Genomic DNA, 12,287 nt, shown 5'->3' with positions numbered 1-12,287 from the left:
AACATTCACAAATAACCAAAACCAGTCACAAACAGTTATAAACAACAAAAAAGAAACCCATTTGATTGTTATATCAAATGGGTTTCTTTTTTCGATTCACTTATAAAGAAGCTTTATATATACTTAAAACATCGTCTTTATTTAATTTTTTAAAGTTACCAAATTCACCATAAGCCATCGCTTTATCAGCCATTAAATCAATTTCATTTTCCCCAATACCGTAATCCGCTAACGTTACTGGTGCCTCAATTGAAGTCCAAAATTGACGTAACGCCTCGATTCCTTCTAACGCAATTTCTCGATCAGTCTTTTCATCTGTTTCTACATCGAATACGCGAATAGCGAACTGTTTAAAACGACTTACATTTTCATCTACAACACGCTTCATCCAGTTCGGGAATAAAATCGCAAGGCCACCCCCGTGTGGTATATCATGAACCGCAGAAACTGCATGTTCAATATTATGAGTCGCCCAATCTCCTTTTACTCCCATCGCTAAAATACCGTTTAACGCCATAGTACCGCAATATAAAATAGTTTCTCTATGCTCATAATTTTCTAAATCACTTAAAAGCTTAGGAGCAGTTTCAATTACTGTTTTTAAAACAGATTCACAATAACGATCTTGTAATTCTGTATTTGTTCCATGATGGAAGTATTGCTCTAATACGTGCGACATAATATCTACCATACCGTAAATTGTTTGATCCCTCGGCACAGACGCAGTATGAACTGGATCTAAAATCGAAAACTGCGGGAAAGTAACTGGGCTACCCCAGCCATATTTTTCATTCGTTTCCCAGTTTGTAATGACAGAGCCAGCATTCATTTCAGATCCTGTTGCCGCAAGCGTAAGTACCGTACCAAATGGTAATGCCTCACTAGCAAAGGCTTTTTTCGTTACAATATCCCATACATCTCCATCATATTTGCTACCAGCAGCAATTGCTTTCGTACAGTCGATTACACTTCCTCCGCCAACCGCTAATATGAATTCGACGCCATTATCTTTACAAATTTGAATCCCTTTCTTTACAGTTGATACACGAGGATTCGGTTCAACACCTGTCAATTCAAATATTTCCGCATTTATATCTTTTAAAATAGAAATTACATTATCATAAATACCGTTTCTTTTAATGCTGCCTCCCCCGTATACGAGAAGAACTTTTTTACCGAACTGTGGAATTTCAGTTTTTAACTGTTCTAATTGACCTTTACCGAAAATAAGTTTCGTTGGATTACGAAATACAAAATTTTGCATATCCCTTTACCATCCCTTCTATATGAAAAGCAACTATACTTTTGTATACCATATTTTTTTCATTTCACAAAAATATTTGCCTAACAAAAAAATCCCAGCCTAAAGGCTGGGATTTTTTATTGATAATACGGTGAGATCATTAAGTAAACAATAACACCAGATAAACTTACATATAACCAAATTGGCATCGTCCAACGTACAATTTTACGATGACGTGTTAATTGATTTGTAAAACCAAATACAAGTGCAAACAATGCAAGTGGTACAATAATTGCTGCCAGGATTATATGTGTAATTAAAATGATGAAATACACATATTTAATGAATCCTTCTCCGCCAAAATGTGTTGCTGGCGCCAAGTAATGATACGATAAATAAGAAACACAAAATAGCAACGTCGTTGTAAATGCTGCTAGGATGAAACCACGGTGCATTTTCACATTCTTCTTAATAATAGAGTATAAAGCTGCTAATAAGAATACGAACGTAAAGCTATTAAAAATTGCATTTAACATTGGTAAAATTGTTACATCAAAATGTACTTCTCCTTCATAGCCAACAGGTCCAAAGAACAAAAATAAAATAATCGCATTTACAATTACAGAAAGCGTTATCACAATAGGAGCATAGCTTTTCTGATTAGTTGATTGATCCACCAAAATGGTCACTCCTCTTCCTTCAAATATGTATACGTAACCTCACTATTTTAACATATTATTCACAGTGTAAATGTGACAATAGTTTGACACAGTAAGACAGAGCAAAGAAAAAAATCCTTCTTAATAAAACTTCTTAAGAAGGATTTTATCGCTTTATTATTTAAATAGCAATGTAATTAGTTTTTGTTAAAAAACGTATTACTATATGCTTGATAAATTTCAGACACTTGATATCCCATTAAAGAAATTGCTGTTAATGAAAAGAAACCAATCATAAGAAATCGAAACCACATATAAATCTCCTCCTTGTATTTAGCTTAAAAAGCAGTCGCTATATTACAAGTTGAATGGCACTCTTCATCGTCACTTTCCTTTTTCTTTACAATTGCTGTTATAAATCGAATCATAAAGAAAATCACAAAAGGAAATTGTTCGTAATTTACCTTGGCATAGTTTGGCAACGGCTCGCGCTGCACATCGAACGGAGATGAGAAGGAATAGAACATACCTTGCTCTTCCATATATACAATTACAATTTTCATACAAAACATTATTCCTAGAAATGAAACAATATCTTGCCATTCTGTCGTATATAACAAGTTATACAGCTCTAGTACGTACTCTTCCATCGTCATCCCCCCTTCCTTTTTTACCATTTTGCTCGCCTTCATATAAAAAGTCAAGAAAAAAGTTTATATTCACTATGACAATAGTAATTACTTGTTTCTATGATTATATATGATTCTTTTATAGCAATGATTGGGTGTAACTCTCTTCTAAAACAAGAAATTAGAATCGAACAGATTCCTCATTCTTGCTTTTAGGATTCAATAATGTACTATTTTTATTTCTATTAAAAATAAAATAAGAAATTATTATAAGAACAGTAACAAGCATTGTTAAAAGCGCTTGTGAACGTAAAGATTCAATTGCGAGCATGGCAACTAAAACTGCTATAATCGCAGTAATTGTAACATATGTTACATATGGAAAAAGCCACATTTTGACTTTCAAATTTTGTTGTTCCGCTTTCCCCATTTTTTTACGTATCTTGAAATGTGAAACCGCTATAACGAGATAAACGAGTAACGCAATCCCGCCAGATGCATTCACTAAAAATAAAAATACTTTATCTGGAGATATGTAACTAAAAACAACTCCAATGTAAGCAAAGAAAGTTCCAAATAAAACCGCCCGAACTGGAACACCACTACTATTCAATTTCAAAAATGCCTTTGGTGCGTCTCCTCTTTCTGCCATTGAAAAAAGCATTCTTGAGTTCGTATATAAACCCGAATTTAAACAAGAAAGTACAGCTGTTAAAACGATAAAGTTCATAATTTGTGCTGCCGCTGGTATCCCTATATGTTCCAGCACCGCCACAAACGGGCTTTTTAGTATGTTCGCTGAATTCCACGGAAGGAGTGTAACAACTACAGCGATCGATCCAATGAAAAATACGAGAATACGCCAAATTACACTATTTGTTGCTGTTTTTACTGCTTTTACAGGTTCGGCAGACTCTCCAGCGGCTACTGCGACAATCTCTGATCCCATAAATGAAAATATAACGACGGTAATTCCAAGTAGCACCGAACTTATACCATTTGGCATAAATCCTCCTTGCCCTACTAAATTCGAAGTGCCAGGTGCTTCCGTTCCTGGTACAAGTCCTAAAATAACAGCGAGTCCAAGACAAAGGAACAAAACAATACTTATTACTTTAATAAATGAAAACCAATATTCAAACTCTCCAAATGATTTCACCGAAAAAACATTCGTCAATGTTAATAAAATCGTTAATATTAAGCTTAATAACCAGAGCGGGATTTCTGGAATCCAATATTGAATAATACCAGCACCTGCTGTAGCTTCTATCGCAATAACAATTACCCAGAAAAACCAATATAGCCACCCAATTGTATAACCGGCCCATGGACCAATTGCTTCTCTTGCATATGTTGCAAATGAACCACTTGTCGGGTTAATAGCTGCCATTTCCCCTAGCATTCTCATAACGAAAATGACTAGAAGTCCTGCTAATGCATATGAAACGATAGAACCTGGTCCGGCTGAATGCACAACCGCACCGCTTCCAACAAACAAACCAGCTCCTATTACGCCACCAATGGAAATCATTGTAATGTGGCGTATTTTGAGGTCTTTCTTAAGATTTTTATCCAACTCTTGTACATCCCCTTCCAAACTTAATTTTGAAATTTACCCCGCATTAACGGGCAGTAAGACCCCCACCTCAAAATTCAGCGGAAGCAAAGAAGTTAGGTGGGAATCTACTGCCCGTAAAAGCCCGATTGGTGAGGGCTGATAATCAGCGGGGATGAACAAAGCCCCACTGATTAAAGTTTCACTTTATGTAAGAGTATTATGCGAAAAATCTTGTCCTATACTTTAAAATATATCAAAATATTCTGAATTTAACAATCGTAATTCGACCTCCTCCAAAAATTATTACATTAGGTTTAATAATTTTCCATACACAATTGTTGAGAAAATTATAGTCACCTTACAAAAGATCAAATTTTCAGATATTATGAAATAAACAAGATTATACATCTAGACAACTTTTTGTATAGGAGTGTTGATATGTTAAACAAGTTCAAATTTATTTGTTGTACTTTAGTAATTTTCTTACTGCTACCGCTAGCTCCCTTCCAAGCACAAGCTGCAAACAATTTAGGATCAAAATTACTCGTTGGATACTGGCATAACTTCGACAACGGTACTGGCATTATTAAATTAAGGGACGTTTCACCAAAATGGGATGTAATCAATGTATCTTTCGGTGAAACTGGTGGTGATCGTTCCACTGTTGAATTTTCTCCTGTGTATGGTACAGATGCAGAGTTTAAATCAGATATTTCTTATTTAAAAAGTAAAGGTAAGAAAATAGTTCTTTCAATAGGTGGACAAAATGGGGTCGTTTTACTTCCTGACAATGCGGCTAAGCAACGTTTTATTAATTCCCTACAATCTCTGATCGATAAATATGGTTTTGATGGAATAGATATTGACCTTGAATCAGGTATTTACTTAAACGGAAATGACACTAATTTTAAAAACCCAACTACTCCTCAAATCGTAAATCTTATCTCAGCTATTCGAACAATCTCAGATCATTACGGTCCAGATTTTTTATTAAGCATGGCTCCTGAAACAGCTTATGTTCAAGGTGGTTATAGCGCATACGGAAGCATCTGGGGTGCTTATTTACCGATTATTTTCGGAGTAAAAGACAAACTAACATACATTCACGTTCAACACTACAACGCTGGCAGTGGCATTGGAATGGACGGTAATAACTACAATCAAGGTACTGCAGACTACGAAGTCGCTATGGCAGATATGCTCTTACATGGTTTTCCTGTAGGTGGTAATACAAATAACATTTTCCCAGCTCTTCGTTCGGATCAAGTCATGATTGGACTTCCTGCAGCACCAGCGGCCGCTCCAAGTGGCGGATATATTTCTCCAACTGAAATGAAAAAAGCTTTAGATTATATCATTAAAGGAATTCCTTTCGGAGGAAAGTATAAACTTTCAAATCAGAGTGGCTACCCTGCATTCCGCGGCCTAATGTCTTGGTCTATTAATTGGGATGCAAAAAACAACTTTGAATTCTCTAATAACTATAGAACATATTTTGATGCTATTCCCTTGCAAAAATAATAAAAAACAACAATAGGTTACATAACCTATTGTTGTTTTTTATTTATGTAAATTACTTTTTCACTTCTACATGATGAAAAGATTCTTTTCCATCTCTACATAACTATTTACAATACTTAAAAGTAATTTGCCACGAAACCATTTCGTTATATAAACTTTCCAATTCTTTATGCCATGTTTCTACCATAGAAATTCCCCTTTCCTTTTTAACACTTTAAATAAAAATCACATAACATTCTGTATTTACCCAATAAAAAAAGAGAACTTTCTCTGAAAGTCCTGTTACTACTCTAAAATAGTCTAGTTGCTATTTTGCTTTAACACAAATACTGAAAGTTCAGGTACACTCCAAAATCTAACAGGCATTCGGGTTGTCCCAATACCACGATTTACGTATAAATGTAACGGCTTATTCTTCCCTTCTAATTCATACATACCTTCAACATGACTCTCAGCTAATTTTGTAGTAATTAATGGACCTATAAAAGGAATTTGAACTTGTCCTCCGTGACTATGTCCTGACATTTGAAAATCAACTGGGTAACGAGCTACTTTGTCTACAATATCCGGCTCATGTACTAAGAGCATATTAAAATCTTGTTGCCTTACTTGTTTTAAAGTCGCGTCTATTTTCGGATTTCCTAATAAAAAATCATCCAAACCTGATATTGTAATATATTTGCCATTTTCCGCATTAATTTTATGCACTTCATTTACTAACACAGAGAAACCAGCTTCCTCCATATACTTTTTATAAAATAAACTACCTCCCCCGCCCCTATCATGATTCCCAAACACTGCATATTTCCCTAAGGGCGCATGTATTTTCTGTAAAATACTTTTCGCTTCTTCTCTTTCCGCCTTATACGATCCAAACTTATCTATTAAATCCCCTGTAAAAACTACTACATCTGGATGTAATGCATTCATCTTCTCTACCAAATTTTCTAGTTGTTTCAATGTAAATTCTGGCCCTAAATGCACATCTGAGAATTGTAATATCTTTTTGTTATTAAACTCTTTAGGAATTGTAGAAGCTTCTATTTCATTCCACGTAACTGTTACTAGTTTTCGTTCTATTTCTGTCGCATAGAAATACAAACTTATTGAAATCATTACTATACTTATGAAACTGATTATACATATCTTGACGATTGATTTTTTTTGTTCTTTTTTTACATGATTCGTATTCATGTTCTCACCTCTAGAAGTACTTTAAAGCCTTATTGTTACATTAATGTGACAACATGAACAATGTTAGCTATATCCAATTCTATCCTCATTCACTTTGACAAATTTATACAGAAGTCATAACATGTTTTTATAATACATAGATTCTTAAAAATGTTCCTTCTATTCATTCTATCATTTTATTAAGGAGAGATTATTCATGTCTGTATTTACACCAGAAGAAATTACGGAACTTGCTGCGAATTCCGGTAGAAAAAAAGCTCATTTATCATTACTCCCTATGCTAATTCTCGGTTTTTTTGGTGGTGCTTTCATAGCATTAGGGTATTTACTCGATATTCATGTTATTGGAACAATGCCAAAATCTTGGGGATCATTTACTAGTTTTCTAGGTGCCGCTGTATTTCCTATCGGTCTTATACTCGTTATTCTTGCAGGCGGTGAGTTAGTAACTGGCAATATGATGACCGTTTCAATGGCATGGCTTCACAAAAAAATCGACTTATTTCACTTCATTCGAAATTTAGTTATTGTTACGTTTAGCAACTTCATAGGTGCTGTATTCGTTGCTTATTTTTTCGGTCATATCGTCGGATTAACAGAAGGCGCTTTTTTAGCGAAAACAGTTTCTATTGCGCAAGCTAAACTTCAAGATACACCACTACAAGCCTTCATTTCTGCAATCGGATGTAATTGGCTCGTTTGTTTAGCTGTTTGGCTTAGTATGGGAAGTAAAGAATTTATCGGAAAGATTATCGGCATTTGGTTCCCAGTTATGACTTTTGTTGCGATTGGATTTCAACACGTTGTAGCCAATATGTTTGTTATCCCAGCTGCAATTTTTGCCGGTCATTTAACTTGGATTGAATATTTTCCAAACTTCATTTTTGTTTTCTTCGGAAACTTAGTAGGAGGTATGTTATTTGTAGCATTACCTTATTTCATATCCTATAATAAGAAACTCCCTTCCAATAAAGAGCAAACTGCATTAAAGAAAAAATCTGTATCCGCTTAAATTGAATGTCTATAAAGTGGCTCTCAAAAATATTACAAATTTCATTTTTTTTACGAATATATGTGCGTACACTTGTTCTCGAATGTTTTATACGTTATAATAACAACTTAAATAGCATTATTTACATATGAGGTGAAAAACATGAACAAAACAGAATTAATCAAAAACGTAGCACAAAATGCTGAGATTTCTCAAAAAGAAGCTACTGTAGTTTTACAAACTGTAGTAGAATCAATCACTAACACTTTAGCTGCTGGTGAGAAAGTACAACTTATCGGATTCGGTACATTCGAAGTTCGCGAAAGAGCTGCTCGTACAGGCCGTAACCCACAAACTGGTGAAGAAATGCAAATCGCAGCTTCTAAAGTACCTGCTTTCAAAGCTGGTAAAGAACTAAAAGAAGCTGTAAAATAATGAAAAATAGCCTTCTCGTTTATGAGAAGGCTATTTTTTTCATTACATAATTAATAAAAATCTGACCATTATGCTGTTTCTTTTGTTCCTTTATGCAAATAAAACCGTTACTTTCAAAGAAAGGTTTTGCTGTAATACTCGCCTCTGTATATATCTCCCTATGACCCAAGCTTACTGCTTCTTTTTCTAACTTCTGTAGTATGTAGGAAGCTATCCCTTTTCCTTGATAATCTTTATGCGTAAATAAGCGATCCACGTAATGATCATCATTATAATCCCCAAATCCCACTATCACACCGTTATGATCCGCTACATAACTAATATTCTTTTCTAAAGACTTTAACCAGCTTTCTCTATCTAGTCGATCTGGTGCCCATGCCTGTAGCTGTAACACGTTATAATCTTTTGCATTAATTGTATGAACTGTTTCATAGAACAACTGTAATACTTGTTCTAAATCCTCCTTATGGAATGTTCTAATGATCGTATCTTTTAACATATATGAACCTCCTTACTAAACTATCATTTAACTTGTCTACCATCTAGTATTCAATATTTCTGCTTTATTATATCTTTTTTCTTTCTATATAAACAAAAAACAATACTTATTTCAAAGTATTGTTTTTCGTTTAAAAGCATATGCAATTACTCTCTAGATTTTTATTTTTTTAATTTCACTCTTTGTAATCGTAATGCATTTAATACAACGGATACAGAACTAAATGCCATAGCCGCTCCTGCAACCCAAGGTGCTAAGAAACCGAACGCCGCAATCGGGATTCCTAATCCGTTATAAGCTAGTGCCCAGAATAAATTTTGCTTAATATTTCTTATCGTCATCTTACTCATAAAGATTGCATCAGCAATACTATTTAAATCCCCACGGATTAACGTAATATCTGCCGCTTCCATCGCTACATCCGTTCCTGTTCCAATTGCCATACCGATATCCGCCGTAGCCAGTGCAGGAGCATCATTTATTCCATCTCCAACCATTGCTACTTTCTTACCTTGTGCTTGGAGTTTTTTCACTTCTTCTGCTTTTCCTTCTGGTAATACTTCTGCAATTACGTGATCAATACCAACTTGCTTAGCGATTGCCTGAGCAGTTTGTGTGTTATCTCCTGTGATCATAACAACGTCTAGACCCATTTTCTTAAGTCTTGCGATAGCTGCTTTTGAAGTATCTTTTACAGTATCTGCAACGGCCACTATACCAGCATATTCTTTATTGATCGCAATAAGCATTGCTGTTTTTCCTTCTCGTTCTAGCTCTTCCATCGATTTAGAAACTTCTTCAATATCAATATCGAATTTCTTCATTAATCGACGTGTACCAATTAATAATTGTTTCCCTTCTACAACTGATTCGATACCGAATCCTGGAATCGCTTCAAACGTTTCTGAACTTGGGATATCAATTTTCTTTTCTCTAATTCCTTCTACAATCGCTTCTGCAAGTGGATGTTCAGAATTTTTTTCTGCCGCACCGACTAAACGTAGTATTTCTTCTTCATGGAATCCATCTGCTACAATTACATCTGTTAAAACAGGCTTCCCGTTTGTCACAGTACCTGTTTTATCTAGAATAACTGTATCTAATCGGTGCGTTGCTTCTAAATGCTCTCCACCTTTAAATAAAATACCATACTCCGCTGATCTTCCTGATCCAGCCATAATAGATGTAGGTGTCGCAAGACCTAATGCACATGGACAAGCGATAACAAGTACGGCTATCATTTTCTCAAGTGCTCCGCCAAAATCACCAGGTGTAACAAATAGCATCCACACTGCAAATGTGATAATAGCAATCACAACTACAACAGGTACGAAAATACCTGAAATTTGATCAGCTACCCTTTGAATAGGAGCTTTTGAACCTTGCGCCTCTTCTACTACTTTAATAATTTGAGCTAATGCAGTATCTCTTCCTACCTTAGTTGCTTTCACTTTTAAAAAGCCATTTTTATTCATTGTAGAACCGATTACTACATCCCCAATTGTTTTATCAACTGGAATACTTTCACCTGTTAACATCGATTCATCTATCGCTGACTTTCCTTCTACAATTTCCCCATCTACCGGGATTTTTTCACCGGGTTTTACATAAACGATATCACCAGCTACTACTTCTTCGATTAAAATTTTCATTTCTGTTCCATCTCGTACAACAGTAGCGGTTTTCGCCTGTAATCCCATTAATTTTTTAATTGCTTCTGACGAGCGTCCCTTTGCTTTCGCCTCAAATAATTTACCTAAAATAATTAATGTAATAAGTACTGCACTCGTTTCAAAATACAAGTCTGTCATATGTTCCGAAGAACCAATCGACCTAATACTTAAATACACACTGTAAAAATACGCTGCCGACGTTCCAAGTGCCACGAGAACATCCATATTGGCACTTTTATTTCGTAACGCTTTATAAGCTCCAACATAAAACTGCCCACCAATGATAAACTGAACTGGAGTTGCAAGAGCTAGCTGCACCCAAGGGTTCATAAGCATATCAGGTAAATAAATAAACGATGTAAATGAGAAATGACTTACCATTGCCCACAGTAACGGGAATGATAAAATAAATGAAATGATAAATTTCTTCTTTTGTCGCTCAATTTCTTGTAAGCGATGATCAGTTGATCCATCTTGCTCATCTGATTTCACTTCCAATTTATATCCTAATTTCGTAATTGCACTCTTCATTTCATTTACATTAATTTCATCAGGGTTAAAATCTACTGTAGCTGATTCCAAAGCGAAATTTACTGTCGCTCCGTTCACACCTTCTAACTTATTTAAACGCTTTTCTACTCTATTGGCACATGCTGCGCATGTCATCCCAGAAACAGTAAACTCGGCTTTATCACTTACAATTCCATATCCTAACGATTCAACTTTTTCCTTAAACTGTTGCGGATTTGTTTTTTGGGGATCATACATTATTTTTGTTTTTTCAAGTGCAAAATTTACATTTGCATCATGAACACCTTCTACTTTTTTCAGACCTTTTTCAATTCTATTCGCACATGCCGCACATGTCATTCCTGATATTTGAAGATTAGCCTCTTTCTGTTCATTCATGTCTCTCACCTCTATATACCCTTATGAGGTATAATTATTAGCAAAATAAATCGTACTTCCTATAAAGTACGATTTATTTCCATATCTAAAAATAATTATTGAACATCGTATCCTTGATCTTCAATTACAGCAACGATATCTTTTAGTGTTACAGCAGACGAGTCGATAGTAACTTCAACAGTTCCTTCTGCTAATTGAACCTTCACTTGTTCAACACCGTTTAGTTCTTTCACACTGCTTTCAATAGAATTTACACAATGTCCACAAGACATACCTTCAACTTGTAATGTTAACTGTTCCATTTAAAATCCTCCTCTTGTTTCTTCATTGTTTGTTAATCACAATTACATCTTACCATACCCCCCTAAGGTAATCAATGGTTTTGTATCATGATTTTTCAATTATTTTCTAAAAGTTTATTTTACATACACTTTTTCACATCAATACCCCGAAATCTTATATGAAGGTAAACAAAAAACAAGCCAGTTACATACTAGCTTGTTTTTACGCTTTTGAAAAACGTTCAAATACAGTCATTAATTCTTCAATTGCTTCGTCACCATTGCCATCTTTAATAGCACCTGAAACACAATGACTTGTATGGTTTTTTAATACACCCATTCCTACTTTTTTCATCGCTGCATTAATCGCTGAAATTTGTACTAAAATATCCACGCAATAACGATCATTTTCAATCATATTTTGAATACCGCGGACCTGTCCTTCAATTCTCTTTAATCTATTTATAATCTGCTCTTTTTCTTTTTCTGATCTATGTGTTACCGCTTCATGCTCTTTATGATCCATATTATCACCTTCTTAAAGTTTCTCTTCATCCAATAAAACAATTATTTTTACGAGTATACCAATTATAGCATTAATTATCTACGTATGATACCCCATATGAGTATATTTCCGCTCTATGCTTATTCTTAACAACTTATTAGCTTCTCAGACTCAATTATTATGATAACCT

The 12,287-nt window shown here is 34.8% G+C and carries 12 protein-coding genes and 1 pseudogene; 3 read left to right on the top strand and 10 right to left on the bottom strand.

Annotated features, from left to right (window positions below; translation table 11 throughout):
- Positions 1-100 precede the first annotated feature (100 nt).
- From ACUN0F_RS14500 to gabP, 4 genes are all read right to left on the bottom strand, one after another.
- Positions 101-1,264 carry an iron-containing alcohol dehydrogenase gene (locus ACUN0F_RS14500; protein ID WP_046956536.1) on the bottom strand — a complete coding sequence of 388 codons (1,164 nt, stop codon included), beginning with the start codon at positions 1,262-1,264 and terminating at the stop codon, positions 101-103.
- 116 nt (positions 1,265-1,380) lie between these two features.
- On the bottom strand, positions 1,381-1,923 hold the full coding sequence (locus tag ACUN0F_RS14495; RefSeq protein ID WP_000228316.1) for a DUF420 domain-containing protein: 543 nt from the start codon (positions 1,921-1,923) through the stop codon (positions 1,381-1,383).
- A gap of 317 nt (positions 1,924-2,240) precedes the next feature.
- Positions 2,241-2,579, bottom strand: coding sequence for a hypothetical protein (locus ACUN0F_RS14490; RefSeq protein ID WP_113732328.1), 339 nt, complete (start codon positions 2,577-2,579; stop codon positions 2,241-2,243).
- Between the two features lie 133 nt (positions 2,580-2,712).
- Entirely contained in the window at positions 2,713-4,107 is a 1,395-nt protein-coding gene (gabP, locus tag ACUN0F_RS14485) for a GABA permease (protein ID WP_445539587.1), read from the bottom strand.
- 420 nt (positions 4,108-4,527) lie between these two features.
- Between gabP and ACUN0F_RS14480 the strand changes: the two genes are divergently transcribed.
- Complete coding sequence (locus ACUN0F_RS14480; protein ID WP_002107829.1) at positions 4,528-5,610, top strand: chitinase; 1,083 nt, start codon at positions 4,528-4,530, stop codon at positions 5,608-5,610.
- 52 nt (positions 5,611-5,662) lie between these two features.
- Here the strand turns inward: ACUN0F_RS14480 and ACUN0F_RS14475 are convergent.
- Both ACUN0F_RS14475 and ACUN0F_RS14470 read right to left on the bottom strand, forming a co-directional pair.
- Positions 5,663-5,742 (bottom strand): annotated as a pseudogene (locus ACUN0F_RS14475) (N-acyl-L-amino acid amidohydrolase); the annotation flags it as partial.
- Between the two features lie 168 nt (positions 5,743-5,910).
- Entirely contained in the window at positions 5,911-6,804 is an 894-nt protein-coding gene (locus ACUN0F_RS14470; RefSeq protein WP_001095327.1) for a metallophosphoesterase, read from the bottom strand.
- Positions 6,805-7,000: 196 nt separating this feature from the next.
- Between ACUN0F_RS14470 and ACUN0F_RS14465 the strand changes: the two genes are divergently transcribed.
- Entirely contained in the window at positions 7,001-7,816 is an 816-nt protein-coding gene (locus ACUN0F_RS14465) for a formate/nitrite transporter family protein (protein ID WP_000110532.1), read from the top strand.
- 141 nt (positions 7,817-7,957) lie between these two features.
- Positions 7,958-8,230, top strand: coding sequence for an HU family DNA-binding protein (locus ACUN0F_RS14460; RefSeq protein ID WP_001043902.1), 273 nt, complete (start codon positions 7,958-7,960; stop codon positions 8,228-8,230).
- A 19-nt stretch (positions 8,231-8,249) separates the two neighbouring features.
- Here ACUN0F_RS14460 and ACUN0F_RS14455 read toward each other — a convergent pair whose 3' ends face one another.
- The 4 genes from ACUN0F_RS14455 to ACUN0F_RS14440 all read right to left on the bottom strand — a co-directional run bounded on the left by ACUN0F_RS14455 (position 8,250) and on the right by ACUN0F_RS14440 (position 12,118).
- Complete coding sequence (locus tag ACUN0F_RS14455) at positions 8,250-8,729, bottom strand: GNAT family N-acetyltransferase (protein ID WP_000910418.1); 480 nt, start codon at positions 8,727-8,729, stop codon at positions 8,250-8,252.
- A gap of 161 nt (positions 8,730-8,890) precedes the next feature.
- A complete protein-coding gene (locus ACUN0F_RS14450; protein WP_264463198.1) occupies positions 8,891-11,311 on the bottom strand; it encodes a heavy metal translocating P-type ATPase in 2,421 nt (806 codons plus the stop codon).
- 95 nt (positions 11,312-11,406) lie between these two features.
- A complete protein-coding gene (gene copZ / locus ACUN0F_RS14445) occupies positions 11,407-11,613 on the bottom strand; it encodes a copper chaperone CopZ (protein WP_000436979.1) in 207 nt (68 codons plus the stop codon).
- 202 nt (positions 11,614-11,815) lie between these two features.
- Positions 11,816-12,118, bottom strand: coding sequence for a metal-sensing transcriptional repressor (locus ACUN0F_RS14440; RefSeq protein ID WP_000349636.1), 303 nt, complete (start codon positions 12,116-12,118; stop codon positions 11,816-11,818).
- Between the last annotated feature and the right edge of the window lie 169 nt (positions 12,119-12,287).

The organism is Bacillus sp. 1A, assembly GCF_052682215.1.
The sequence above is the reverse complement of the archived record's forward strand: the minus strand, read 5'-3'. Positions and strand labels throughout refer to the sequence as shown.

Coding starts and splice junctions, on each gene's coding strand:
- ACUN0F_RS14460 (WP_001043902.1), top strand. CDS start 7,958: ATGAACAAAACAGAATTAATCAAAAACGTAGCACAAAATGCTGAGATT.
- ACUN0F_RS14470 (WP_001095327.1), bottom strand. CDS start 6,804: ATGAATACGAATCATGTAAAAAAAGAACAAAAAAAATCAATCGTCAAG.
- ACUN0F_RS14455 (WP_000910418.1), bottom strand. CDS start 8,729: ATGTTAAAAGATACGATCATTAGAACATTCCATAAGGAGGATTTAGAA.
- ACUN0F_RS14500 (WP_046956536.1), bottom strand. CDS start 1,264: ATGCAAAATTTTGTATTTCGTAATCCAACGAAACTTATTTTCGGTAAA.
- ACUN0F_RS14440 (WP_000349636.1), bottom strand. CDS start 12,118: ATGGATCATAAAGAGCATGAAGCGGTAACACATAGATCAGAAAAAGAA.
- ACUN0F_RS14490 (WP_113732328.1), bottom strand. CDS start 2,579: ATGGTAAAAAAGGAAGGGGGGATGACGATGGAAGAGTACGTACTAGAG.
- ACUN0F_RS14450 (WP_264463198.1), bottom strand. CDS start 11,311: ATGAATGAACAGAAAGAGGCTAATCTTCAAATATCAGGAATGACATGT.
- ACUN0F_RS14465 (WP_000110532.1), top strand. CDS start 7,001: ATGTCTGTATTTACACCAGAAGAAATTACGGAACTTGCTGCGAATTCC.
- ACUN0F_RS14480 (WP_002107829.1), top strand. CDS start 4,528: ATGTTAAACAAGTTCAAATTTATTTGTTGTACTTTAGTAATTTTCTTA.
- copZ (WP_000436979.1), bottom strand. CDS start 11,613: ATGGAACAGTTAACATTACAAGTTGAAGGTATGTCTTGTGGACATTGT.